The sequence below is a fragment of the Janthinobacterium sp. GL_088 genome, from assembly GCF_057837845.1.
Window position 1 is genome coordinate 931,619 of sequence record NZ_CM174453.1, and the last position, 23,758, is coordinate 955,376.

Sequence of the window (23,758 nt, forward strand, 5' to 3'; positions counted from 1 at the left end):
CGGCAGCCACGCACGGCTGGGGGCATCAGTATTCGCTGTATTTGCGCGCGTCGCCGCGCACCTGCTGCGCCGGGTATTTCTGTGCGTTCAGTTCCATCTTTTCCAGGACGGCCGCGTGCAGGTCGACGCCGCTCTTGTCGGCCAGGCGCACCAGATACATCAGCACGTCGGCCAGTTCGTGGCGGATGCCCGTGCGTTTGGCATCGTCGAGTTCTGCATCCGCGCCCGTGGGTAGCCATTGGTAGTGCTCCACCAGTTCCGCCACTTCCACGGACAGGGCCATCGCCAGGTTTTTCGGCGTGTGGAACTGGTCCCAGTCGCGTTCTTCGGCAAAGGCGCGCAGGCGCACACGGATATCAAACAGGCTGTCGGCAGGCGGTTTCATGCGGCCGCCTGCAGCGGTTTTTCCATGAAGACACTGAATGGGTCGTCGGGATAGTCGCCGTACGGTCCGCGCCGCTGGTAGCCGTGGCGTGCGTACAGGGCGATCGCCTCCGGCTGGTGGATGCCCGTCTCCAGGGTCAGCAAGCGGCAGCCGCGCGCCAGCGCCTGCTCTTCCAGCAAGGCCAGCAGGCGCTTGGCCAGGCCCAGGCCGCGGCTGTCCGGGTGCACGTACATGCGCTTGACCTCGCCGAATGCGGGCGTGACGACGATGGCGCCGCAGGCCCGCGCCGCGCCTGCCGCATCGCGGGCGACGGCGAACAGCAGGGTGTCAGGCGGCAAGGACGCCAGGTCCAGCGAGTAGACGCACTCGGCCGGATACAGGGTTTGTTGATATGCATCAAGCTCGGCGATCAGGGTTTGCACGTCGGCTTGCTGCGGCGATTCCAGGTGAATTTGCATGGGGGAAGCACGTTGACTGAGATTCCCCCCATGGTATCACTGCGGCCGCGTCAGGCGCATGCTCAAACCGATGGGCGACATGACAAAACCCATCAGCTCCTGCGCCTCGCCGCCATCAGGCGTATCGACTCCGGCGATGTCGAAGCTGCCCAGCAGCATGGCCATGGCGATCTTGATTTCCAACAAGGCCAGGTAGCGGCCCGGGCACGTGCGCAGGCCGGCGCCGAAGGGCATGGCGGCTCGCTTGTTGTTCGCCTCGCCGCTTTCGGCCAGCCAGCGTTCGGGCTGGAACGCTTGCGCGTCGGGAAAGTGCGCATCGGATACCGTGTCGTGGCGCATCACGCACCATACGAGGGTGCCGGCCGGTACGGCGATATCGCCGATCACCGTGTCGCGCAGCGCCTCGACGGGCAGGAACGGCGCCACCGGTTTCAAGCGCATGGCTTCGCTGGCGCAGGCGCCCAGGTAGTCGAGGCTATCCATCTGCTCGATGGTGAAATGGGCCACGTCGGGCGCCAGGCGCCGCACTTCCTCGCGCGCCCGCGCCAGGGTGTGCGGATGGCGTTGCAGCAGGTAAATGATCCAGGACACCGTGTTGGCCGTCGTATCTTCACCGGCCAGCAGCATGGTCAGCACATTGCCGGCCACGTTGCGGTCGGTTACGCCGCTGCCTTCCAGGTCGGCGGCGGCGATCATCGCTTCGAGCAGGTTGGGCGGACGCTCGCGGCGCGCCGGGTCGCGCGCCATGCGCGTGCGCGCCTGCTGCACCAGGTCGGCCACGGCGGCGGAAAGGGCCGCCACGTCGCGGTCCAGCCGGCGGTCGACGGGCAGCTTGAGGTAGCGCCAGTACGGGAACATCGACAGGCTGCGCCGCGCCACGGCGGGCAGGATGTCGTCCATGTGGCGCTGGATCACGTCTTCGCCCGCTTCCAGCGTGTTGACCTCGGTGCCGAAGGCCAGGCCGGCGATGATGTCGACCGTGTAGCGTTTCAGGTCGCCATCGAGGTTGATCGCCTGGCCTTGCGTGGCGGCAAGATGCCAGCGCCGCTGCAGGCGCTGCGCCACCGTCACCAGCGCCGGGAAGTAGGCCTTGATGGCGCCGGGCGCCATGCCGGCCATGACCATGCGACGCTGGTTGCGCCATTCCGTGCCCTCGGCCAGGAACAGGCCGGGGATGCCGCCCATTTCCTCGGACACGACGGAGCTGCTCAGGGGGCGGCGAAAACCGTCGGGCCGGTCGCGCAGCACGGCGCCGACGGCCTCGCTGTCGGCCACCACCAGCACCAGCGTGCGGCCGAACCAGGCGCGCAGGTAGGGGCCGTAGCGCCGCACCCACGCTTCCACGTCGCGGTGGATGCGCGGGAGCTTGATCTGCAGGCTGTTGCCGACGATGGGCAGGGCGAAGGGGCCAGGCAAGTGGCGGATCTGGCGCAGGGCGGTGGCGGGTGCGGCGGCGTGATCGAGCGGGGGCATGGCGTACTCCAGGTGGATGGCGACAATGACCTCACTGTAGCGCGCTTGCGCGCCCGCGTCTTGAACGAATACGACATCGGGTGCGGCCGGAAATTGCCGGTACAATCGTCGCCATGCCTGCCGCCCCACCGCCCCTGACCCGCCTGATCGCGCCGCGCACCGCGCTCGCTTCCTGCGTGCGCGCCTTCCTCGTGCGCGATACCACGGGCTGCGCGCCCTTGCCGCCGGTGCAGCGCCTGAACCGCTTTCCCGCCGCGCCCATGTGCAGCATCATCTGGACCGTCGCGGGCGACGTGGAAGCGGCCGCGCCGGGCCTGTCGTTGCGGGACGTGCGCATGCCGACCGCGCTGTTCGGCGGCCCCCGCTCGTATCCGTTGGTCAGCTACAATCCCGGCCCCGTGCATTCGTTTGTCGTGATGTTGTATCCGGCCGCCCTGCATGCCTTGACGCGCGTATCGATGGATGCCTTGCTGGACCAGTTTCGCCCGCTCGATGCGTTGTTCGATGCCGACTGGCTGGCCCTGTCGGACGCCGTGCTGGCCGCGCCCGACGACGCGGTCCGCGTCGGGCTGGTGGAAGATTTTCTCGCGCCGCGCTGGGCGCTGGCGCGCAAGGGCAGCGACGTGTCGGCCGGCGCCGTGCAGGACTGGGTGCGCCGCCTGGGCGTGCAGGCGGCATCGACGGGCCTGGCCAGCAGCGCGCGCAATATCGAGCGCCGCATCAAGGCATGGGCCGGCCAGCCCATGCGCACCTTGCGTCGCATGCGCCGCGCGGAACAGCTGTTCCTCGACGAGCGCGGCGCCATCCTGCAGGGCACGGCGTCCTGGTCCGACGTCGCCGCCAGCGGCGGTTACGCCGACCAGGCCCATTTCTGCCGAGAGACGCGCGAAATCACGGGGCTAAGCCCCACCGAGCTGGCGCGCGCCATCCGCGACGATGAAAGTTACTGGATCTACCGGGTGTGGAGTTAAACGGGTTTTTTACTCGGTGTAAACGACGCCTTTGCGCAAGGTCACTTCATGGTGCCCCGCGCCGGGCGCCATCATGGGGAAGCAGTTTTCTGCGCCGTGCACGCGCACGTCGAGGAAGTACGGGCCGCTGGATGCCAGGCAGGCCGCCAGTGCCCCGTCGAGTTCGTCGCGCCGGCTCACCGTGTGCGCCTGCCAGCCGAAGGCGCGCGCCAGGGCGACGAAGTCGGGCAGCGCTTCCGTGTAGCTGTGGCTGTAGCGCTCGCCGTGGTGCAGTTCCTGCCACTGGCGCACCATGCCCATGTAGCCATTGTTCGACAACACCACTTTCACGGGCAGGCGGTGCTGCACGGCCGTGGCCAGTTCCTGGATATTCATCAAGATCGACGCGTCGCCGCTGACGCATACGACGCATTTTCCCGGATGGGCGATCTGCGCGCCGATAGCTGCCGGCAAGCCATAACCCATGGTGCCGGCGCCGCCCGAGGTGAGCCAGCGGCGCGGCTGTTCGAAGCGCAAATGCTGCGCCGCCCACATCTGGTGCTGGCCCACGTCGGTGGAGACGATGGCGTCCTTGCCGTCGAGCGCCGCCTGCAGCCGTCGCATCAGCGCCTGCGGCGCGATCACCTGCGGCGTGTCGTCGAAGGCCAGCGAATCCTGCGCGCGCCAGCCATCGATGCGCTGCCACCACGGCTGGCGGTCCGCCAGCAAGCGGCCGCGCAGCTGCTCCAGCAATGCCGCCAGCACGGGCGCGCAGTCGCCGCGCAGGGCCACGTCGGCGCGCACCACCTTGCCGATCGACGCCGGGTCGATATCGATGTGGATGATTTTCGCACCGGGGCAGAAGGCGTCCAGCCGACCCGTCACCCGGTCGTCGAAGCGGGCGCCGACGCAGACGATCAGATCCGCATGGTGCATGGCCAGGTTTGCTTCCAGGGTGCCGTGCATGCCCAGCATGCCGAGGAAGGCCGGGTGCGCGGCGGGAAAGGCGCCCAGGCCCAGCAGGGTCAAGGTGCACGGCGCGGCCGCCAGTTTTACCAGTTGGCCGAAGGCGGCGCAGGCATCGAGGCCGGAATTGATGAGACCTCCGCCGCCATAGAACACGGGCTGGCGCGCGCCGGCGATCAGGCTGGCGGCCCGTTCCAGGTCGGTGCTGCAAGGCAGGGGTAGGGCGGTGGTGGTGTCGGGCGGCAGCGGCGTGTGTTCCGTCACGGGGGCCAACTGCATATCCTTGGGGAAATCGATCAGCACGGGACCGGGCCGGCCTTGCGTGGCTTGCTTAAATGCTTCGTGCATCACGGCCGCCGTTTCCTCGGCCGTGCGGATTTGCCGGTTCCACTTGGTGACGGGGCGCGAAATACCCAGCGCATCGCATTCCTGGAAGGCGTTCGTGCCGATGCTGGTAGTGGCCACCTGGCCGCTGATGCAGATGACGGGTATCGAATCGCACAGGGCGTCGAGCAAGCCCGTGGTGGTATTGCTCATGCCGGGGCCGGACGTGACGAAGACGACGCCGGGCCGTCCCGTGCTGCGCGCATAGCCTTCGGCCGCGTGCACGGCTGCCTGTTCGTGGCGCACCAGCACGTGGCGCAAGCGGGGTTGCGCATGCAGCGCATCGTACAGGGGCAGCACGGCGCCGCCCGGATAGCCGAAGACGGTGTCGACGCCCAGGGCCAGCAGGGTGTCGATCAGGGTACTGGCGCCGTTGCGCGGCGCAAGATCGTGGGCGGGAGCGAGGAGGGGAGCGGGATCGGGTTTCATGTGTCTATTTTCTGCTTGCCCTGGCAGAAAAGGCTGCTGGTTTTCTCGTATAGAATGCAATATTCAGTAAAATTTACTGTGAAATAAGGATATGACAGAATGAAACTGGATAAATTCGACCTCGCCATCCTGACGGCCCTGCAGCAGGATGCCCGCATCAGCCTGCACGAGCTGAGCGCCAAGGTGGGCCTGACCTCGTCGCCATGCTGGGCCCGCATCAAGCGCATGGAAGACGATGGCGTCATCGAGGGTTATACGGTGAACGTCAACGCGGCCAAGGTGGGCCTGGCCGACACCGTCATCGTGCAAGTCACGCTGGACGACCATTCCGACCAGGCCCTGTTCGAGTTCGGCCACGCGCTGGCCATGATCCCGGAAGTGCTGGAAGCGTTCCTTGTCTCCGGCGACTACGATTACTACCTGCGCATCGCCGTCAGCGATACGCGCGACTATGAACGCCTGCTGCGTGAGCGCCTGTATAAAATTCCCGGCATCCGCCACAGCAAATCGAGCTTTGTCTTGCGCCAGCTCAAACAGAGTTACTTGCCCCTGCAACGTTAGTTCCCCGCACGGCGGGAGTTTTTCCCTAGTTCATTGATGGTGGCTGTCCGATACTGGACGCAATAAAAACCACTATAAATCGGGGATCCGCATGAAACTGACCTTATTCGCCGCCACCGCCATGGCGCTGTGCCAGGCGCAGGCTGCCGAACCGGAGATGACCGCATCGGGCGACTTGCCCACCGTCATCATCACGGGCAGCATGCCGCTGCCCACCATGGAGCAGCCGCGCGATGCGCTGGCCGCGCCCGTGCAGACGGCCAGCGCGCAGCAGATTGCCCGCAGCGGCGCGCTCGACTTATCCTCTTTTCTGCGCCGCAACCTGGGCAGCGTCTACGTGAACGAAGTGCAGAACAATCCGTTCCAGCCCGACGTCAGCTACCGCGGCTATACGGCGTCGCCGCTGCTGGGCACGCCGCAGGGCCTGTCCGTGTACCTGGACGGCATGCGCCTGAACCAGCCGTTTGGCGATGTCGTCAGCTGGGACTTGATCCCGCGCATGGCGATCGAATCGCTGACCCTGATGCCCGGTTCGAACCCCCTGTTTGGCCTCAACACCCTGGGCGGCGCGCTGGCCCTGCAAACCAAGGATGGCAGGAGCAGTCCCGGCACCGCCATCGAGGCGCGCCTGGGTTCCGATCAACGTCGCGGTGTCGAGTTCGAGCATGGCGGCAGCAATGCCCAAGGCTGGCACTGGTATGTGACGGGCAACCGTTTCAAGGAAGATGGCTGGCGCGACGATTCCCCTTCCGACGTGCGCCAGCTGTTTGGCAAGCTGGGCTGGAGCGATGCGCGCACCGATATCGCCGTCACCATGGCCCACGCGGACAATGCGCTGACGGGCAACGGCTTGCAGGAACAGCGTCTGCTGGCGCGCGACTACCGCAGCGTCTACACCAAGCCGGATTTGACGGAAAACAGGTCGACCCTGCTGAACGTGACGGGCAAGCACCAGGCCGGCGCTGCCTTGCTCTTGTCCGGCAATGTGTACTACCGCAAGATCGACACGCATACCTTCAATGGCGACCTGAACGACGAGTCGCTCGACCAGTCCGTCTACCAGCCCGGCGCGGCCGAACGGGCGGCCTTGGCGGCGGCCGGCTACACGGGCTTTCCCGCCAGCGGAGCGAACGCGTCCAATACGCCGTTCCCGAAGTGGCGCTGTATCGGCAACGTGCTGTTGAACGATGAACCGGCCGAAAAATGCAACGGCATGATCAACCGCAGCCATACCGAGCAGGAAAACTACGGCTTTTCGGGGCAGTTCACGGCGCTGGCCGACCTGGCGGGCGCGCGTCATGCCGTCACGGCCGGCGCCGCCTATGATACGAGTCACGCCACCTTCCGCCAGACCAGCCAGTTCGGCTATCTGAACCCGGACCGCAGCATCACGCCAGTCGACTTCTTTGCCGACGGCACGGAAATCGACGACGACGGCACGCTAGTGGACAACCGGGTCGACTTGAGCGGGCGCATGCGCACCTGGAGCGTGTATGCGAGCGACAGTATTGCGTTCAATCAAGCGTTGACCTTGACGGTGTCTGGCCGCTACAACCGCAGCACGGTGCGTAACCGCGACGCCCTCACGCCGGGCGGCGGCAGCGGTTCGCTCGATGGCGACCACCGCTTCAGCCGCTTCAATCCCGCCATCGGCCTGGCGTATGCGCCGGCTGCGGGCGTGAGCGCCTATCTCGGCTACAACGAAGGCAGCCGCACGCCGACGGCCATCGAACTGGGCTGCGCCGACCCGGACAACCCCTGCCGCCTGCCCAACGCCATGGCCGGCGACCCGCCCTTGAAACAGGTGGTGACGAAGACGTGGGAAGCGGGCGTGCGCGGCAGGCTTGCCAATGTGGCCAGCTGGAGCGCGGGCGTGTTTCGCGCGGAAAACCACGACGATATCCTGTTCGTGGCCGACAACCAGGCCGGCTTCGGCTACTTCAAGAATTTCGGCAAGACGCGCCACCAGGGCGTGGAACTGGCGCTGGACGGCAAGGCAGGCGCGCTGGAGTTCGGCATCAACTACACGTGGCTGCAGGCGACGTATCAAAGCCGGGAAATCGTCAACGGCAGCGCCAACAGCAGCAGCGATGCGGACGCGCCCGGCTTGGAAGGCAATATCGTCATCGCGCCGGACAACCGGATTCCTTTGACACCGAGCCATATCCTGAAGGCGCACATGGAGGTTCAGGGCGGACGCGACTGGACGGTGGGCCTGGCCATGACGGCCGTCTCCAGCGCGTATGCACGCGGCAATGAAAACAACCGGCACCAGGCGGGCGGGGCGTCGTACCTTGGCGCGGGCAAGAGCGGCGGTTACGCGATCTTTGAACTCAATGGAAAATATCAGCTGACACCGCAACTGAGCGTGTTTGCCCAGGTGAATAACCTGTTCGACCGAAAATATGCGACGGCGGCCCAGCTGGGCGCCACGGGTTTCGACGCCAGCGGCAATTTTTCCGCCAGGCCACTGCCCGCCGTGGGGGGCGAGTATCCGATGCTCAATGCGACCTTCTATGCGGCCGGTGCCCCGCGCAGCGTGAATGTGGGTTTGCGCTACGCGTTTTAAGGCAGGCTATGCTCGATGACCCCGTTGCGCAGCGCCAGATGGACGAGGGCGGCGGGGCCGGGCACGTCGAGCTTTTCCCGGATGCAGGTCTGGTGGTTGGCCACCGTCTTGCTGCTCAGGTGCAGCAGGCGGGCGCAGTCGGCGGCGCTGCGGCCTTCGGCCAGCAGGCGGAAGATTTCGAATTCGCGCTGGCTCAGGCTGCTCAACCGGTCCGCTTCCCTGCGGGCCGTGCCTTGCAGCACGCCGGGCGCGCTGTGCGGGTCGAGGTAGCGCCGTCCCGCGTGGGCGGCGCGCACGGCGTCGACCAGGTGTTCCGGGTCGGCCTGCTTGCTGACGAAGCCGCAGGCGCCGCCGTCAAACGCGCGCGCGATCAGCTGCGGCGTGTCGTGCATGGTAAACACCAGCACGCGGGCGCTGGCATCGCGGACCAGCAGCTTGCGCAGCAATTCCAGGCCGCCGATACCGGGCATGGACAAATCCGTCACGCAGACGTCGGGCGCGTGCTTCTGGTACAAGCCATACGCCGTTTCGCCATTGCCCGCCTCGGCCACGACGGCGATATCGCCCCCCTGTTCCAGCAGGCGCCGATAGCCCGTGCGCACCACCGGATGGTCGTCCACCAGCATCACGCGGATCGGCAGCATATTGCCACTCATTGCGCTCATGGCGTTCATGCCGCGCACCGTGCCGCCAGGGCCACTTCGATGCGCAAGCCGTTGCCCAGCGCGCTGATCCAGCGGATATGGCCGCGCAGGCCGGCCACGCGCTCGCGCATGCCCAGCATGCCGAAACCGGAATCCTGCTGCATGTCCTGGCGCAAACCCCGGCCATTGTCTTCGATGGCCAGGTGCAGCAAGCCGTGCGCATCGGCGCGCAATTCCACCGTGGCCCGGTCGGCGCCCGCGTGGCGCGCCACGTTCGTCAAGCCTTCCTGCACCAGGCGGTAGATGGCGGTGGCGGTGCTGTCGTCGAGGTCGTCGGGGATGGCGTGCGGCACGAAATGGCAGGCGATGCCGTGCTGCTGGGCCCAGCTGTCGCACAGCGCCTGCAGGGCCGGCGCCAGGCCCAGGCTGTCGAGCACGGGCGGGCGCAGCCGGCGCAACATCGTGCGCACCATCGCGTGCAGCGCTTCCGACGAGCGGGCGATGCTGGCGGCGCACGCCTGCACGTTCGCCTGGTCGCCCTCGCGCGCGCGCAGGATGTAGCTGGCGGCGGCGCGGATGGCCGTGCAGTCCTGTCCCACTTCATCGTGCAGCTCGCGCGCCAGCGCGCAGCGCTCCTCTTCCTGCGCGCGCAGCAGGCGCTGCGTGAGGGCGCGGTTTTGCGCCAGCAGCAGCGCCACCTGGCGGCCGCGCCGCACGGCAAAGCCGGCCAGCGCCAGCACCAGCAGCAACAGGCTCAGGATCAGTTCATCGAGTTGCCAGTGCTCCTGGCGCCAGAGCGCTTGCGTCAGCCGTTCGGTCAGGTCCAGCCTGGCGGCCAGCAGGAAAAAAGCCAGCGCCAGCGCGCAGCACAGCAGGACAGTCCGGCGCGGCCGGGAGCGGGCGCTTGCCTGGGCGCCAAGTTGATGGTGTTCCATGATGCTGCTCCCTGAGCACGGTAGATGTCCTTGTTGTGCAAGCTTCATGCCATCGGCGCAAGGGCGGCAGGGGGTGGATCAGGCGGGGCAGAGGGGGGGACAGGCAAGTGTTCCAGGATGGAACAGGTGTACCGCGATGTAACGGGGATGACGACGCGGCAGGCGCGGTTTTCGAGCTTATCCGAAGTCGGACCGGCACGCTGGAGTACGCGTCTGCAGTGTGAGGAATTGTTGTTCAAATGTAACGTTGAGATTCCTCAAGCTTTCATAGATAAAACAAAACAAAGTTTCGTGGAGTTAGATAAAAAATAAATAAATGATATTAAAAATATGATATTTGTTTTATGCGATTTGCTATATTTGTTGACACTTTTGTGAAAAAGCTGAAAGCGGGCGTCAGACCTGCCGACCTATCTATCCACAACAATCAAGGGAATAGAATGAATCGTTTATCACATGCGCGGGTATCGCCCGCCACCGCCAATCCGCCCGCTACCCGCGGTCGCACCACCGTCCTTGCCGCGCTGGCCACCTTGTCCGTGCTGGCTACTGCGCCGGCCATGGCCGGTGTCCTGACCTTCGACAACTTGCGCCCCGACGTGTATGAAAGCGGCCAGACGCTCAATACGTCGAGCTACAACCTGCTGTTCCTGGCCGATCCGACCACGGCGGCCGGCGGCGGCGTCAGCGGCGTGGGCGCCATCCTCGATGGCCGTGTGGGTTCGTCGTGCGATATCGCCGCCTGCCCGCAGGGCGCCACCGGCAATTACCTGGCTATCCTCAATGATGGCGGCGTGAATTTCGCGCGTGCCGATCACCAGGAATTCACCCTGGCCGGTTTCGATTATTCCTTCATCGCGCCTGTCTCCGGCTTGCCGAACCAGAATTGGGGCCAGCTGCAGCTGAGCGGCACCCTCAGCGACGGCCAGGTGATCAGCACCTCGCTGGCGTTTCCCGGCCAGGGCAGCGATGGCAATTACTCTTTCCAGAGCGCTTCCCTGCTGGGCGGCTTCAGCAATTACGCGTTTACGGGCCTGACCTTCAATGCGTGCATTTTCAATGACACGGGCGCGTGCAGCAATTCCATCGATTTCCCCGCCTTTAATCAGGGCCAGTTTGCGCTCGACAATATCAATGTCAGCGCCGTGCCGGAACCGTCGACCTACATGCTGATGCTGGTCGGCCTGGGCGCCATCGGCATGCTGTCGCGCCGCCGCAGCGGCAAGTTCGCCGCAGCCACCGTGCAAGGAGCGTGAGATGAAATTACGTCCCGTTTCACTCGGTATCCTCCTGCTGGCCGCCAGCCTGGCGCAAGCGGCGCAGGCGCAGGAACGCCGCTCCTACATCGTGCAACTGGTCGACAAGCCGGCCGCCACCTACACGGGCCAGGTCGACGGCCTGGCCGCCACCAAGCCGGCTCCGGGCGCGCGCATCAACGTGGGCGCCGCCGATGTGCAGGCTTATTTGAGCTACCTCGACACCAAACAGGCCGCCGTGGCCGGCACCGTCAGCGCGGCGGAAATCACGCACCAGTACAGCGTCGTCTTCAACGGTTTTTCCGCCTTGCTGACGGACGATGAAGTGCGGGCCCTGAAGAAAAACAGCGGCGTGGCCAGCATCAGCGCCGACTCCATCCTGCAGCTCGACACCAGCTACACGCCCAGCTTCCTGGGCCTGGACAAGCCGGGCGGCATCTGGGAGCAGCTGGGCGGCAAGGCGCACGCCGGTGAAGACATCATCATCGGCATCGTCGACAGTGGCATCTGGCCCGAGAACACGGCCTTTGCCGACCGCCTCGACGAGAACGGCGTGCCCAGCCACAACGGCAACAATGTCGTGTACGGCGCGCCACCGGCCAGCTGGCAGGGCACTTGCCAGACGGGTGAAGGATTTTCCGCCGAGAATTGCAACAACAAGCTGATCGGCGCGCGCTACTACCGCGCGGCCACGTCGGCGCTGCACTGGACGGAATTTTTGTCGCCGCGCGATTCCGTCGCCGGCCTGACGGGGCACGGCGGCCATGGCACGCATACGGCGTCCACGGCCGGCGGCAACAATGGCGCCCTGGCCACCTCGAATGGCGTGTCGCTGGGCAAGGCGTCCGGCATGGCGCCGCGCGCCCGCATCGCCGCCTATAAAGTGTGCTGGACGGCAGCATCGACGGGGCGCAACGGTTGCGCCACGGCCGACAGCGTGGCCGCCATCGACCAGGCGGTCAAGGATGGCGTCAACGTCATCAACTTCTCCATCGGCCCGAACGCGGGCGGCGGCGCCTTCGACGAACCGACGGAAGTCGCCTTCCTGGGCGCGGCGGCAGCCGGCGTGTTTGTCGCCACGTCGGGCGGTAATTCCGGCCCTGCCACGCCTGCACCCGATGTGCCGGCACCCGTGTCGCACATCAGCCCGTGGCTGGCAACGGTCGCCAATTCCACCCACAACCGCCTGTACGCGGCCAACGTCATTCTCAGCAATGGCACCAAGCTGGAAGGCGCATCGAGCAATGCAAATACACCGGCCCTGCCGCTGATCCAGTCGCGCGACGCGGGCCTGGCCGGCGTGCTGCCGACGGACCTCAATTTGCTGCGCTGCTTCGGCGTGGCCGATGCCACTTCGGCGTATCTGGATCCGGCGAAAGTGGCAGGCAAGATACTCGTGTGCGACCGTGGCGGCAACGTGCTGGTCAACAAGAGCGCGAATGCCAGGACGGCGGGCGCGGCGGGCGTGATCATCGCCAACGTGGCGGGCGGCGCCAACACCGTCATCAACCAGGCGCACGTGCTGTCGACCGTGCACCTGGCGCAGGCGCAGGGCGACGCGCTGAAGGCCTTCATGGCGGCGACGCCCGATGGCACGGCGGCGCTGGGTGAAGTCCATACGATCCCCGACACGACGGTGCAGGCGCCGATCGTCAGCGACCGTTCTTCGCGCGGGCCGAACGTGGCCAACGCGAACATCCTGAAACCGGATCTGTCGGCGCCCGGCACCAACGTGCTTGCCGGCGTGACGGCCGACCTGACGCAGGCGCAGCGCGATGCCGTGGCGGCAGGCGGCGTGGCGCCGGCGGCCGAGTGGGATTTCTATTCCGGCACCTCGATGGCCAGCCCGCACGTGGCCGGCGTGGCGGCATTGCTCAAGCAGCAGCATCCGGACTGGTCGCCCGCGGCCATCAAGTCGGCGCTGATGACGACGGCCTTCAGCACCTATTCGGACGGCTTGAACGGTTCCGTGTCGTGGGATGCCACGGCGAAGAACTCGGGCCAGCTGCCGTGGGGCCAGGGCGCCGGCCACATCGCGCCGAACAGTGCGGCCGATCCCGGTCTCGTGTACGACATGTCGGAAATCGACTACGCGCGCTTCCTGTGCGGCCTGAACCTGAAGGTCTACAGCGCCGCCACCTGCCAGGCCATCGGCGGCATCGCTGCCTACAACCTGAACCTGGCATCGCTGACGGCGGCCAACGTGCTGGGCACGCAAACGCTGACGCGCACGGTGACCAACGTGGGCGCCAGCAGCGCCGTCTACAACGTCTCGGCCAGCCTGCCCGGCTACACGGTGGCGGTGACGCCAACGAGCCTGAACCTGGCGCCGGGGGCCAAGGGCCAGTACCAGGTCAAGCTGACGCGCACCACGGCGCCGGCCAATACCTGGACCTACGGCGCCCTGAGCTGGACGGATGGCACGCACACGGTGCGCAGCCCGCTGACGGCGCGCGGCACCTCGCTGGCCGCCATTCCGCTGGTCAGCAGCGAAGCGGCCACGGGCAGCAAGGTGCTGACCCTGGGCACGGGCTTCACGGGCGCGCTGGTGGGCGTCAAGTCGGGTCTCGTCGAAGCCGTGCGCCAAACGCGCACGATCGGCCAGGCGACGACGGGCGCTGCCGCATCGGCGGCCTGCAAGGCTGGCGGCGCCACGGGTGTGAACGTGCACAACGTGGTGATACCGGCCGGCACCCTGGCGGCGCGCTTTGCCACCTACGATGCAGAAACGACGGGCGGCGCGAATACCGACATGGACATGGAGGTCTACAACGCCGCCAATGTGCTGGTCGGCAGCAGCGGCAATGAAAGTTCCAATGAGCAAGTGGAACTGCGCCTGCCCGCCGCTGGCACCTACAAGGTGTGCGTGATCGGTTTTGCGCCGCAAAACGGCCAGGCCGACTACACCTTGTCGTCGTGGGTGCTGGCGCCGGGCTTGTCGAATGGCGGCTTCAAGGCGCTGATGCCGGGCACGGCCTACACGGGCGGCACGGCGACTGTCTCGCTGAGCTGGTCCAACCTGGCCGAAGGCAAGCGCCACCTGGGCGCCGTCGGCTACCAGGTGGCTGGCGTGGTGCAAGGCGTGACGGTGGTCGAGGTCAATACCAATGATCCCGTGCCGCTGTTCCAGAACGCGCGCGGCGCCAGGCCGGTGTTGGCTGAATAAGCTGTTCTTTGCGTGAACGCAAGGCGTGCCTCCGGGCACGCCTTTTTTTTTATGCACGCACCCCCGTTCGGGAGGAATAGCACTTGCATGGCGGTAACGCCAACGGTATCTTGTCGGATAGCCATGGCTTTGTGCCCTGGCATTCTTGGGGAGTCGCGCGTGACCAGTTTCCGCACCAATACCGACCGCCTGCTGGAAGTACGCCTGCAGGATGAAAAAGTGCTGGCGATTGCCGGCGCCATGGTCGCCTATACGGGCAGCATCAAATTTGAAAAATCCCTGCTCGGCGGCGAGGGCCTCTTTGGCGCGCTCAAGCGCAAGGTGACCAACGAAGGCATGCAGGTGATGCAGGCCGCCGGCACGGGCACGGTGTTTTTCGCGCAGAATGCGGCCGAGATCACCGTCATGGCGCTGGCCGGCGAAAAGCTGACCATCGAAAGCAGCAGCCTGCTGGCCTATGACACGAGCCTGAAGACGGGCACCAGCTTTGCCGGCCTGCGCGGCGCCAGCTCGGGCCAGGGCCTGTTTTCCACCACCGTCGAAGGCCATGGCAACCTGGCCGTCATTTCGCGCGGCAACCTGATCATGCTGGAAGTGACGCCGGCGCACCCGCTGCGCGTGGACCCGGACGCCTTCGTCGGCTTCAAGGGCGATATCCGCCAGGAATTCGTTTTTGATGTCAACTGGCGCACGATGATCGGCCAGAGCTCGGGCGAATCGTACCAGCACAAATTCACAGGCCAGGGCGTGGTGTTCATCCAGCCCGCCGAACGTTAAGTCAGCGAGGACCCGCGATGCCTGTCTATCAGCAAATCAATGAAAAGATGCTTGAGGTCAAACTCGGCAATGAAGAAGTATTCGCGCGCAAGGGCGCCATGGTGTCGTACCAGGGCGACGTGGCGTTCAGCCGCTCCTTCCTGGCTGGCCAGGGCGTGCAAAGCCTGGCCATGCGCGCCGTCACGAATGAAGGCTACGCCATGATGTCGGCGCGTGGCAGCGGCAGCGTGTTTTACGCGCAGGGCGGCCTGTTCGTCACCATCGTCCCCGTGCGCGGCGAAACTTTCTATGTGGAAAGCGATTCCCTGCTGGCCTTCGATGCGCGCCTGACGGCCGGCACCATGTTCCTCGGCAACCAGGGCGGCGTGCAGGGCGTGGTGCGCGGCATGGCTTCGGGCCAGGGTCTGTTTACCACCACCTTGCAAGGCACGGGCGAAGTGGCGATTTTGTCCGACGGCAATGCCATCGGCTTGCCCGTCACGCCGGACGTGCCCGTGTTTGTCGACCCGCAAGCGTATATCGGCCACACGGGGCAGCTGAGCTCGACCATCGTCACGGACCTGAACTGGAAAACTTTCGTTGGCCAGGCGTCCGGCGAATCCTACCAGGTGAAATTTACGGGCCAGGGCACGGTCTACATCCAAGCGAGCGAAAGGTAAGCCATGACGATTTACAATCCCGATACCTTGCCGAAGAACGATAACCTGAACCGTTTTTCGTATGTCATCGACGTCAAGGAGCAGATCTTCATTCGCAAGGGCAAGATGATTGCCTTCTATGGCGAGCTGCGCTTCGAAGCCATGGGCAGCAGCGTGCTCGACCTGATCGTGCGCAACGCCTTCAATGCACCGAAATACATCCACCACTTTGTCGTGGCGCAAGGCCAGGGCCAATTGATCCTGGGCGACAACGGCAACGACCTGGCGTGCTACGACCTGGACAATGCCAACATGACCATCCGCGCGAAAAACCTGCTGGGTTTTACGAAGGATGTGATTTGCCAGGAATCGACCTTGCCCGGTTATCTGACCATGATAGGCACCGGTAAGGTGATCGCCTCGTCGAACGGGCCCGTGCATTTCCTCGAATTGCCGTGCCGCGTCGACGAGCAGGCCGTGCTGGGCTGGGCCGATTGTCCCAGCCCTTCATATCACTACGATTACGCCCACGTGCAGGGCTGGGCCTCGGCCGCCGGTGCGCTCACGGGTTTTACCCTGTCGGGCGAGGAAAAGCAGATCGACTTCACGGGCGCCGGCACGGTGCTGGTGCAGTCATCCGAGCTGGACGTGACGGGCAGTTCCGCCCTGATGCAGCTGCTGGCGCAATTGCCGCTGCTGGGCAAGGAAGACCTGGGTACCTTGAGTCTTTCTGTGCAGCAGCAGATGAAGCAGGAACGTTGAGCTACTTGACGGCCGCCCAGCTGGGCGGCCGTTTTTCCAGGAAGGCGCTCACGCCTTCGTTTGCATCCTCTTCCATCATATTGCGCGCCATCACGTCGCCCGCATACGCATATGCTTCTTCCAGCGGCAGCTGGCGCTGCCGGTAGAACATGGCCTTGCCGTAGCGGATGGCCGTCGGGCTTTTCGCCATGATCTGCTGCGCCAGGCGCGCCACGGCTTCGTCGAGCGCCGTGTCGGCCACCGTTTCGTTGATCAGGCCCCAGTCGGCGGCCGTGTCGGCGTCGATGAAGCGGCCCGTCACCAGCATGTCGAAGGCCCGCTTGGGCGATACATTGCGCGACAGGGCCACCGATGGCGTGGCGCAGAACAGGCCCACGTTGATGCCGGAAACGGCAAAGCGCGCGGACGCGCCCGCCACGGCCAGGTCGCAGCTGGCGACCAGCTGGCAGCCGGCCGCCGTGGCGATGCCATGCACGCGGGCAATCACGGGCACGGGCAAGGTTTGAATGGCTTGCATCACGCGTGAACATTGCGCGAACAGGGTTTGATAATACGCAAGCTGGCGCGTAGCTTGCATCTGGCGCAAATCGTGGCCCGCGCAAAAGGCCTTGCCTTCGGCCGCCAGCACCACGCAGCGCACGTGCGGCTGCCCGGCGATGAGGTCGAGTTCAGCCTGCAGCGCCGCCAGCATGGCTTCGGACAGGGCATTGAATTGCAGCGGACGGTTCAGGCGCAGGGTGACCAGGCCACCCTCGTCCTCGCGCAGCACCAGCGGCGCTTGCGTGTCATGTGTTGCGGTCATGCGGTCTCCAGTGGCCTGATGGCCTTTTTTTATGGAAAAATCTTATTTGGCGGCATTCACGCTGCCGATGCCGGCGATCGATTTGTGCACGATCTTCGGCTTGCCGTAATACGTCAGTTCACCCATGCCGCGCACGACGGCGTTCAGTTCGCCCGAGGAATACACCTTGACGGAACCGATGCCTTCGAAATTGACGTCGACGTTTTTCGCCAGCAAGGCTTTCGTATCGACTTCGCCCACGCCTTGCGCCTTCAGGCGCAGCCAGTCGACCTGACCATCGGCGGCAAGGCGGCCCGCGCCCTTGTAGCTGATGTCGACTCTTGGACCATTGAGCTTGGTCAATATCTTCTCGCCCGCGCCTTCCGCGATCAGCTTGCGCAAGGTGGGCATGGTGATGATGATGCGCGGGTCGCCATCCGTTTTCTTGATGTCCTTGTCCTTCATGGAAATTTTCAGCTCGCCATCGACCACTTCCGTGATCACGCCGCTGAGGAATTTCTGGTCGCCGCGCAGCAGCAGGGTCTGCTCTTTGCCCGATTCGACTTCGATGCTGATGGGGCCGCGGATGTCGATGGCGTTGAAGGCGGCTACCGTGCGGGTTTGCTCGTCGGCATGCGCGAGGGTGGAGAGGCAGGCGAGGGACAGGACTGACAACAGGAACAGAGGGCGCATGACGGTTTCCTTGAGTAGTTGATCAGTGTATTCTATTGTGCAACATCTCCATTGGGGAGAAATTTGCGATGAACGGCACAAATCGCGGCGCGGATGACACGCCGCCGCCGGCCAGCCGCGCGCCCGGCAAGGCGCCGTTGGGCTATGCTGTGGCGTACCGCGTCCTGGAGACTGCATGAAAAATTATCACAAAGAAGATTATCCCGTCGCCGATATCCGTCGCTTCCTTGAACCGGGGCCGGTGGTGCTGGTCAGTTCAACGTGGCAGGGCGAAAGCGACGTCATGACCATGGCCTGGCACATGCTGATGGAATTTACGCCATCCTTGCTGGGTTGCTTCATTTCCGACGCGAACCACAGCTATGAAATGATCAAGCGCAGCATGGAGTGCGTGATCAACCTGCCCACGGCCGACATGGTCGACCAGGTGGTCGCCATCGGCAATTGCAGCGGCGAAGACACGGACAAGTTTGCGGCCTTCGGCCTGACGCCCCAGCCGGCCGAGCTGGTGGGTGCGCCCCTGATCGCCGAGTGCTACGCCAACTTCGAATGCAAGCTGGCCCAGGTGGCGGGCAACCCGAAGGGCGGCTTCTTCATCTTCGAGTGCGTGAAAGCCCACGTGGCTACTTCGCCCAAGCTGCCGGAAACGTTACATTACCGCGGCAACGGCGAGTTCATGGTGTCGGGCCGGACCATCAGCCGCAAGAGTCTGATGAAGCCTGAAATGTCGTAGGTGAACACTGCTGGGGTCAGACCCGCCGGGTCTGACCCCAAATGAGTCGTCTTAAATGACCCCCTGCGCCAGCATCGCATCAGCGACCTTTACGAAGCCGGCGATATTGGCGCCATCCACATAGCTGACCGTGCCATCGGCGCGCGTGCCGTATTGCTTGCACGCCGCGTGGATGCCTTGCATGATCTGCAGCAAACGCGTGTCGACTTCCTCGCGCGGCCAGGAAATTCGGGCCGCGTTCTGGCTCATTTCCAGGCCCGACGTGGCCACGCCGCCCGCGTTGCTGGCCTTGCCCGGCGCATACAGCACGCCGGCCGCTTCGAAGGCCTTGGCTGCCTCGATGGTGGTGGGCATGTTGGCGCCTTCGGCCACGCATTGCACGCCATTGGCGATGAGACGGCGCGCATCGGCGATATCGAGTTCATTCTGCGTGGCGCAGGGCAGGGCGATGTCGACCGGCACATGCCATGGCGAGACGCCCGCTTCGAAGCGCACGCCCGTGCGCGCGGCGTAATCGCTGACCCTGCCATACAGATGGTTCTTGATCTCCATCAGGATGGCCAGTTTTTCCGGCGTGAAGCCGTCCTCGTCGATGACGGTGCCGCTGGAATCGGAGACGGTGATGACTTTCGCGCCCATGGCCATGGCTTTTTCCACCGCGTACTGCGCCACGTTGCCCGAACCGGAAACGGAGACGCGCATGCCTTCGAACGAGCGGTCCCGCGTTTTCAGCATTTCTTCGGCGAAATACACGGTGCCGTAGCCCGTCGCCTCCGGACGCATCAGCGAACCGCCGAAGCTGGCGCCCTTGCCGGTGAACACGCAGTCGGCGCGGTTGCTGAGTTTTTTCATCATGCCGGCCATATAGCCCACTTCGCGCCCGCCCACGCCGATGTCGCCGGCCGGCACGTCCGTGTCCGAACCCACGTGGCGGAACAGTTCACTCACGAAGGCTTGGCAGAAGCGCATCACTTCACCCGGGCTCTTGCCCTTCGGATCGAAATCGGCGCCGCCCTTGCCGCCGCCCATCGGTAACGTGGTCAGCGCATTCTTGAACGTTTGCTCGAAAGCGAGGAATTTCAGCACCGACAGGGTGACGGAAGGGTGGAAGCGGATGCCGCCCTTGTACGGCCCGATGGCCATGCTGTGCTGGATGCGGTAGCCGCGATTGACTTGTACTTGCCCATGGTCATCGACCCACGACACGCGGAACATCACCACGCGCTCCGGCTCGATCAAGCGTTCCAGCAAGCCTTGTTCCGCGTATTTCGGGTGCTGTTCCAGGAACGGCCACAAGCTCTCCATGACTTCGGTGACGGCTTGCAGAAACTCGGGTTGACCTGGATTGCGTGCGGCGACATGCTGGACATACTCGTGAGCAGATGCGTATTTCATCAGAATTCCATGGAGGTAATCGGTTATTTGGGCAACTATCATCGCAGATTTCGCACAAAAATGGTGCGGAAATTTGGTTTTGAGGGGTTTCTGCTACATTGTGGGGAGTTTTGAGGACTCTGTGGCCGATGCGAGTGGTAAACGACAACGCCAGCCCGAAGGCTGGCGTTGTCGTTGCGGATCGCCTGGTCAAGCCAGGACAGGCGTCATCCCGCCATGCTGCGCAAGATCAAGCCCGTGATGTAGGCGCCGTAGGTGCCCAGCGCGTAGCCGAGCACGGCCAGCAGCACGCCGACGGGGGCCAGGGCCGGGTGGAAGGCGCTGGCGATGACGGGGGCCGAGGCGGCGCCGCCGATGTTCGCTTGCGATCCCACGGCCATGAAGAACAGGGGCGCGCGGATCAGCTTGGTGACGAGCAGCATCAGGCCGCCATGCACGGCGATCCAGATCAGACCCAGCAGGAACAAAAATGGCTTGTCGAGCAGGGCGCCCAGGTCCATGTGCATGCCGATGGTGGCCACCAGCACGTACAGCATGGCCGAGCCGATGGTCGAGGCGCCCGCGCCTTCCAGGCTGCGCGCCCGGGTAAAGCTCAGCAGCAAGCCGAAGGTGGTGGCAAGCACGACGATCCAGAAGAAGTTCGACGTCAGGCTGTAATCCTGCAAGCGCCATGTGGCCGGCAGGGTGTTGATCCAGTTGATGATGGGGCCGGCCAGGAAGTGCGACAGGCCCGTCACGCCCAGGCCCACGCCGAGGATGATCATGATGTCAGTCAGGGTAGCGACGCGCGCGTGCTGTGCCCGATAACTTTCGATGCTGTCCTTGAGCGCATTGATGGCCGTCAGATCGGCGCCCGTCCAGCGGTCGAAGGCGCCCGCGCGGCCGGCCAGGAACAGCAGCACGGCCGTCCAGACGTTGGCCACCAGCACGTCGACGGCGACGAACTGCCCGAACAGGGTGGCGTCCACTTCAAACACTTCCTTCATGGCCGCCTGGTTGGCGCCGCCGCCTATCCACGAGCCGGCGACAGTCGTCATGCCGCGCCAGGTGTCGCCCGCCACCGTTTCGGGGTGGATCAAACGCAGCGCCTCGAACGAGACGAGGGCGCCCAGCATCACGCCGAGTGTTCCTGTGAGAAACATGATGATGGCCTTGGGACCGAGGCGGATGATGCCGCCGAAATCGATGGCCACGCACAGCAGGACCAGCGCGCTGGGCAGCAGATAGTCGCGCGCCACGGCGTACAGACCGGAAGCGTTGCCGTCGATGATGCCGAAGGTGTTGAGCAACGCCGGGATCAGGTAGCACATCAGCAGGGACGGGATATACGTATAAAACTTTTTCCAGAAGCCGTTCGTGCGGGAGGCGGTCCAGAAGACGCCCCCCAGGGTCATGGCGAGCAGGCCGAGGACGACGGCGTCATTGGTGATCAGGGCGGGTGTGGCAGGTGGCATCGGGGATTCCGGTGAACGTGTCAGGGACGCACGGGATGCCGATCAGGCCCCCGGGCGCGGGTGGCCGTATCGTATAGCAATGTTGAAGCCTAAACAAATTGTTTAGGCCATGCCAGCGGAAATTTTTCTTGTCAAATCAAACACTTGTGGACTGGTTTGCCGTTGCCGCCGCCAGACTGGCGGTTACAAATAGCGGGCCAGCAAGGCCTTGTCGAGGGCCCCGTCGAGTTCGATGCGCACGAAGTGGCCGCTGCCGGGCGCCACCTGGATTTCTTGGCCGTCGTCGCTGAGCATGCGTGTAATGGTGAAGTCGCGATTGCCGCCCGGATGCACGGCTTCGATGCGATCACCGACGGCGAAGCGGTTTTTCACGTCCACCCTGGCCCAGCCGTCCGTCACGCCCAGCACGTCGCCCACGTACTGGCTGCGGTCGGCCTCGGACGCGCCGCGCATGTAGTTCTGGTGCGCCTGGGTATGGTGGCGTTGATAGAAACCGTCCGTGTAGCCGCGGTTGGCCAGGCCTTGCAGCTGGCCCAGCAGGCCGATGTCGAAGGGGCGGCCCGCGACGGCATCATCGATGGCTTGGCGGTAGACTTGCGCCGTGCGCGCCGCGTAGTACAGCGACTTGGTGCGGCCCTCGACCTTCAGCGAATCGACGCCGATTTTCACCAGGCGCTCGATGTGCTCGACGGCGCGCAAGTCCTTCGAATTCATGATGTAGGTGCCGTGCTCGTCTTCGAGGATGGGCATCAGCTGGCCCGGGCGCTGGGCTTCTTCTATTAGGTATGGCTGGTCGGCCAGCGGGTGGCGCGGCTGCTGGTGCAGGGCGGAAAACGCGTTATTGTCGGCCTCGGCCAGCGCCTGATGGAATTCCAGCGGCACCACCTGCATGCCGCCCAGATCGCCGCTGGCGTCTTCGGATGCATTTTTCACCTTGTAATCCCAGCGGCAGGAATTCGTGCACGTGCCCTGATTCGGGTCGCGGTGATTGAAGTAGCCGGACAGCAGGCAGCGGCCCGAGTAGGCGATGCACAGGGCGCCGTGGACGAATACTTCCAGTTCCATTTCCGGGCAGCGCTGGCGGATTTCCTCGATCTCGTCGAGCGACAGTTCGCGCGACAGGATCACACGGGTCAAGCCCATGCGGTGCCAGAACTTCACGTCGGCCCAGTTGACGGCGTTCGCCTGCACCGACAGGTGCACGGGAATCTCCGGCCACTTGTCGCGCACCATCATGATCAGTCCGGGATCGGCCATGATCAGGGCATCCGGGCGCATGGCGATCACCGGTTCCATGTCGCGCAAATAGGTTTTCAGCTTGGCGTTGTGGGCGAAGATATTGCTGGCGACAAAGAACTGCTTGCCGCGCGCATGCGCGCCATCAATGCCCTCCTGCAAGGCTTGCAAGGTCGAAAAATCGTTATTGCGCACGCGCAAGCTGTAGCGCGGCTGGCCCGCGTAGACGGCGTCGGCGCCAAAATCGAAGGCGGCGTGCATCTTGGCCAGGGAGCCGGCAGGCAGGAGGAGTTCGGGAGCGTGGCGCATGGGCGAGGGGCAAAGCCGGCGATTGTAGGCGGACTGGCGCCAGATTGCCTTGCCTTGGGTCAAGGGATTCACATCCGGTGCCCGGCAGCTTCAGGCGTAAGGCGTGCCCGCCATGGCCGCGTTCAAGCCAGTGTGCCCCTGGTCCACCAGGGCGAGAAAGCCGGCCTTGGCCAGCTGCGCGTTGCCATGCTGGCGGAAGGCGCGGTGGGCCTCGATGAGGGCGGTGCTCCAGGTGGTCAGCAGCAGGCTGGCCGCCAGGTGGGCGAGGGGATCGTTTGCATCGCGCCCCGTGGATTCCGTCAACGCTTGCGCGACGACTTGCGCCAGTTCGTCGCGGATCGCCCGCGCCCGCGCTTTCAAGGTGTCGCTGGCCTCGATGGTGGCGATGAAACCCTGGCCAGCGGCGGAAAACGTGATGTAGGGACTGTCTTCCAGTACCAGCCGGTGCGCCAGCAGGCGCAGGGTTTCGATGGGTGCGATGGCGGGATCGCGCTGGCGCAGCGCGGCGCGCAGCAGCGCACGCCCCTCTTCCTCGCGATCGAAGAACATGTCTTCCTTGCGCGGGAAATGGTTGAACACGGTCATGCGCCCCACATTGGCGGCTGCCGCGATCTCGTCCACCGTCACCTGCTCGAAGCCGCGCACGAAGAACAGGCGCGTGGCGGCATTCGAAATGGCTTGCCGGGTAGCAAGGCGTTTGCGGGAGCGGAGGTCGGCAGGTATCGTCATGTTGCCCCGATCATACACGAAGTGTACTGAGTACAGATAACGCTTGATGGCGCGGCAAGGCTGGGCGTACTATTT

The 23,758-nt window shown here is 64.7% G+C and carries 21 protein-coding genes; 9 read left to right on the forward strand and 12 right to left on the reverse strand.

What is annotated here, in order from left to right:
* Positions 1-25: 25 nt before the first annotated feature.
* Genes AC3IQ7_RS04160 through AC3IQ7_RS04170 form a run of 3 tightly spaced genes read right to left on the reverse strand, consistent with a single transcriptional unit; the run spans position 26 to position 2,316 of the window.
* Positions 26-385, reverse strand: a complete 360-nt coding sequence (locus AC3IQ7_RS04160) for a nucleotide pyrophosphohydrolase (RefSeq protein ID WP_489208430.1) — start codon at positions 383-385, stop codon at positions 26-28.
* On the reverse strand, positions 382-843 hold the full coding sequence (locus AC3IQ7_RS04165; protein WP_099378581.1) for a GNAT family N-acetyltransferase: 462 nt from the start codon (positions 841-843) through the stop codon (positions 382-384). Before AC3IQ7_RS04165 ends, AC3IQ7_RS04160 begins: the two co-directional genes overlap by 4 nt.
* A gap of 36 nt (positions 844-879) precedes the next feature.
* Positions 880-2,316, reverse strand: a complete 1,437-nt coding sequence (locus AC3IQ7_RS04170) for a cytochrome P450 (protein WP_489208431.1) — start codon at positions 2,314-2,316, stop codon at positions 880-882.
* A 113-nt stretch (positions 2,317-2,429) separates the two neighbouring features.
* Here AC3IQ7_RS04170 and AC3IQ7_RS04175 point away from each other — a divergent pair, with 113 nt between their 5' ends.
* A complete protein-coding gene (locus tag AC3IQ7_RS04175) occupies positions 2,430-3,287 on the forward strand; it encodes a helix-turn-helix domain-containing protein (RefSeq protein WP_233516175.1) in 858 nt (285 codons plus the stop codon).
* Positions 3,288-3,296: 9 nt separating this feature from the next.
* On the opposite strand, the gene ilvB is transcribed toward AC3IQ7_RS04175, so the two are convergent.
* A complete protein-coding gene (gene ilvB, locus AC3IQ7_RS04180; protein ID WP_489208432.1) occupies positions 3,297-5,045 on the reverse strand; it encodes a biosynthetic-type acetolactate synthase large subunit in 1,749 nt (582 codons plus the stop codon).
* Between the two features lie 99 nt (positions 5,046-5,144).
* Here ilvB and AC3IQ7_RS04185 point away from each other — a divergent pair, with 99 nt between their 5' ends.
* Both AC3IQ7_RS04185 and AC3IQ7_RS04190 read left to right on the forward strand, forming a co-directional pair.
* Complete coding sequence (locus AC3IQ7_RS04185) at positions 5,145-5,606, forward strand: Lrp/AsnC family transcriptional regulator (RefSeq protein ID WP_034784295.1); 462 nt, start codon at positions 5,145-5,147, stop codon at positions 5,604-5,606.
* A gap of 91 nt (positions 5,607-5,697) precedes the next feature.
* Complete coding sequence (locus AC3IQ7_RS04190; RefSeq protein ID WP_489208433.1) at positions 5,698-8,175, forward strand: TonB-dependent receptor; 2,478 nt, start codon at positions 5,698-5,700, stop codon at positions 8,173-8,175.
* Here AC3IQ7_RS04190 and AC3IQ7_RS04195 read toward each other — a convergent pair.
* On the reverse strand, positions 8,172-8,840 hold the full coding sequence (locus tag AC3IQ7_RS04195; protein ID WP_489208434.1) for a response regulator: 669 nt from the start codon (positions 8,838-8,840) through the stop codon (positions 8,172-8,174). The two genes, AC3IQ7_RS04190 and AC3IQ7_RS04195, sit on opposite strands and share 4 nt — an antisense overlap.
* 5 nt (positions 8,841-8,845) lie before the next feature.
* Positions 8,846-9,754, reverse strand: coding sequence for a histidine kinase (locus AC3IQ7_RS04200; protein WP_489208435.1), 909 nt, complete (start codon positions 9,752-9,754; stop codon positions 8,846-8,848).
* Positions 9,755-10,194: 440 nt separating this feature from the next.
* On the opposite strand from AC3IQ7_RS04200, the gene AC3IQ7_RS04205 reads away from it, so the two are divergent.
* The 5 genes from AC3IQ7_RS04205 to AC3IQ7_RS04225 all read left to right on the forward strand — a co-directional run bounded on the left by AC3IQ7_RS04205 (position 10,195) and on the right by AC3IQ7_RS04225 (position 16,353).
* Positions 10,195-11,010, forward strand: a complete 816-nt coding sequence (locus AC3IQ7_RS04205; RefSeq protein ID WP_199534414.1) for an NF038120 family PEP-CTERM protein — start codon at positions 10,195-10,197, stop codon at positions 11,008-11,010.
* 1 nt (position 11,011) lies between these two features.
* The gene (locus tag AC3IQ7_RS04210; protein WP_489208436.1) at positions 11,012-14,176 is read left to right on the forward strand and encodes a S8 family serine peptidase; all 3,165 of its coding nucleotides are present in this window, start codon (positions 11,012-11,014) and stop codon (positions 14,174-14,176) included.
* A 159-nt stretch (positions 14,177-14,335) separates the two neighbouring features.
* Positions 14,336-14,953, forward strand: coding sequence for an AIM24 family protein (locus AC3IQ7_RS04215; RefSeq protein WP_070217680.1), 618 nt, complete (start codon positions 14,336-14,338; stop codon positions 14,951-14,953).
* Between the two features lie 17 nt (positions 14,954-14,970).
* Positions 14,971-15,612 carry an AIM24 family protein gene (locus tag AC3IQ7_RS04220; RefSeq protein ID WP_099378586.1) on the forward strand — a complete coding sequence of 214 codons (642 nt, stop codon included), beginning with the start codon at positions 14,971-14,973 and terminating at the stop codon, positions 15,610-15,612.
* A 3-nt stretch (positions 15,613-15,615) separates the two neighbouring features.
* Entirely contained in the window at positions 15,616-16,353 is a 738-nt protein-coding gene (locus tag AC3IQ7_RS04225; RefSeq protein WP_099378587.1) for an AIM24 family protein, read from the forward strand.
* A 1-nt stretch (position 16,354) separates the two neighbouring features.
* On the opposite strand, the gene AC3IQ7_RS04230 is transcribed toward AC3IQ7_RS04225, so the two are convergent.
* Positions 16,355-17,155 carry an enoyl-CoA hydratase gene (locus AC3IQ7_RS04230; RefSeq protein WP_489208437.1) on the reverse strand — a complete coding sequence of 267 codons (801 nt, stop codon included), beginning with the start codon at positions 17,153-17,155 and terminating at the stop codon, positions 16,355-16,357.
* Positions 17,156-17,197: 42 nt separating this feature from the next.
* Positions 17,198-17,827: a head GIN domain-containing protein gene (locus AC3IQ7_RS04235; RefSeq protein WP_322426799.1), complete on the reverse strand. Its 630-nt coding sequence runs from the start codon at positions 17,825-17,827 to the stop codon at positions 17,198-17,200.
* A 175-nt stretch (positions 17,828-18,002) separates the two neighbouring features.
* Here AC3IQ7_RS04235 and AC3IQ7_RS04240 point away from each other — a divergent pair, with 175 nt between their 5' ends.
* On the forward strand, positions 18,003-18,560 hold the full coding sequence (locus AC3IQ7_RS04240) for a flavin reductase family protein (RefSeq protein ID WP_099378590.1): 558 nt from the start codon (positions 18,003-18,005) through the stop codon (positions 18,558-18,560).
* A gap of 51 nt (positions 18,561-18,611) precedes the next feature.
* On the opposite strand, the gene gdhA is transcribed toward AC3IQ7_RS04240, so the two are convergent.
* The 4 genes from gdhA to AC3IQ7_RS04260 all read right to left on the reverse strand — a co-directional run bounded on the left by gdhA (position 18,612) and on the right by AC3IQ7_RS04260 (position 23,683).
* Positions 18,612-19,955, reverse strand: coding sequence for an NADP-specific glutamate dehydrogenase (gene gdhA / locus AC3IQ7_RS04245; protein ID WP_489208438.1), 1,344 nt, complete (start codon positions 19,953-19,955; stop codon positions 18,612-18,614).
* A gap of 206 nt (positions 19,956-20,161) precedes the next feature.
* On the reverse strand, positions 20,162-21,409 hold the full coding sequence (locus AC3IQ7_RS04250) for a DUF819 family protein (RefSeq protein WP_099378592.1): 1,248 nt from the start codon (positions 21,407-21,409) through the stop codon (positions 20,162-20,164).
* Positions 21,410-21,592: 183 nt separating this feature from the next.
* Positions 21,593-22,954, reverse strand: coding sequence for a prephenate-dependent tRNA uridine(34) hydroxylase TrhP (trhP, locus tag AC3IQ7_RS04255; RefSeq protein ID WP_099378593.1), 1,362 nt, complete (start codon positions 22,952-22,954; stop codon positions 21,593-21,595).
* Between the two features lie 90 nt (positions 22,955-23,044).
* Positions 23,045-23,683: a TetR/AcrR family transcriptional regulator gene (locus tag AC3IQ7_RS04260; RefSeq protein WP_489208439.1), complete on the reverse strand. Its 639-nt coding sequence runs from the start codon at positions 23,681-23,683 to the stop codon at positions 23,045-23,047.
* Positions 23,684-23,758: the final 75 nt, after the last annotated feature.

What these genes read in the sequence shown, in the direction of transcription:
- AC3IQ7_RS04160 (WP_489208430.1), bottom strand. Translation starts at nt 385, where the DNA reads ATGAAACCGCCTGCCGACAGCCTGTTTGATATCCGTGTGCGCCTGCGC.
- AC3IQ7_RS04165 (WP_099378581.1), bottom strand. Translation starts at nt 843, where the DNA reads ATGCAAATTCACCTGGAATCGCCGCAGCAAGCCGACGTGCAAACCCTG.
- AC3IQ7_RS04170 (WP_489208431.1), bottom strand. Translation starts at nt 2,316, where the DNA reads ATGCCCCCGCTCGATCACGCCGCCGCACCCGCCACCGCCCTGCGCCAG.
- AC3IQ7_RS04175 (WP_233516175.1), top strand. Translation starts at nt 2,430, where the DNA reads ATGCCTGCCGCCCCACCGCCCCTGACCCGCCTGATCGCGCCGCGCACC.
- ilvB (WP_489208432.1), bottom strand. Translation starts at nt 5,045, where the DNA reads ATGAAACCCGATCCCGCTCCCCTCCTCGCTCCCGCCCACGATCTTGCG.
- AC3IQ7_RS04185 (WP_034784295.1), top strand. Translation starts at nt 5,145, where the DNA reads ATGAAACTGGATAAATTCGACCTCGCCATCCTGACGGCCCTGCAGCAG.
- AC3IQ7_RS04190 (WP_489208433.1), top strand. Translation starts at nt 5,698, where the DNA reads ATGAAACTGACCTTATTCGCCGCCACCGCCATGGCGCTGTGCCAGGCG.
- AC3IQ7_RS04195 (WP_489208434.1), bottom strand. Translation starts at nt 8,840, where the DNA reads ATGAGCGCAATGAGTGGCAATATGCTGCCGATCCGCGTGATGCTGGTG.
- AC3IQ7_RS04200 (WP_489208435.1), bottom strand. Translation starts at nt 9,754, where the DNA reads ATGGAACACCATCAACTTGGCGCCCAGGCAAGCGCCCGCTCCCGGCCG.
- AC3IQ7_RS04205 (WP_199534414.1), top strand. Translation starts at nt 10,195, where the DNA reads ATGAATCGTTTATCACATGCGCGGGTATCGCCCGCCACCGCCAATCCG.
- AC3IQ7_RS04210 (WP_489208436.1), top strand. Translation starts at nt 11,012, where the DNA reads ATGAAATTACGTCCCGTTTCACTCGGTATCCTCCTGCTGGCCGCCAGC.
- AC3IQ7_RS04220 (WP_099378586.1), top strand. Translation starts at nt 14,971, where the DNA reads ATGCCTGTCTATCAGCAAATCAATGAAAAGATGCTTGAGGTCAAACTC.
- AC3IQ7_RS04225 (WP_099378587.1), top strand. Translation starts at nt 15,616, where the DNA reads ATGACGATTTACAATCCCGATACCTTGCCGAAGAACGATAACCTGAAC.
- AC3IQ7_RS04230 (WP_489208437.1), bottom strand. Translation starts at nt 17,155, where the DNA reads ATGACCGCAACACATGACACGCAAGCGCCGCTGGTGCTGCGCGAGGAC.
- AC3IQ7_RS04235 (WP_322426799.1), bottom strand. Translation starts at nt 17,827, where the DNA reads ATGCGCCCTCTGTTCCTGTTGTCAGTCCTGTCCCTCGCCTGCCTCTCC.
- AC3IQ7_RS04240 (WP_099378590.1), top strand. Translation starts at nt 18,003, where the DNA reads ATGAAAAATTATCACAAAGAAGATTATCCCGTCGCCGATATCCGTCGC.
- gdhA (WP_489208438.1), bottom strand. Translation starts at nt 19,955, where the DNA reads ATGAAATACGCATCTGCTCACGAGTATGTCCAGCATGTCGCCGCACGC.
- AC3IQ7_RS04250 (WP_099378592.1), bottom strand. Translation starts at nt 21,409, where the DNA reads ATGCCACCTGCCACACCCGCCCTGATCACCAATGACGCCGTCGTCCTC.
- trhP (WP_099378593.1), bottom strand. Translation starts at nt 22,954, where the DNA reads ATGCGCCACGCTCCCGAACTCCTCCTGCCTGCCGGCTCCCTGGCCAAG.
- AC3IQ7_RS04260 (WP_489208439.1), bottom strand. Translation starts at nt 23,683, where the DNA reads ATGACGATACCTGCCGACCTCCGCTCCCGCAAACGCCTTGCTACCCGG.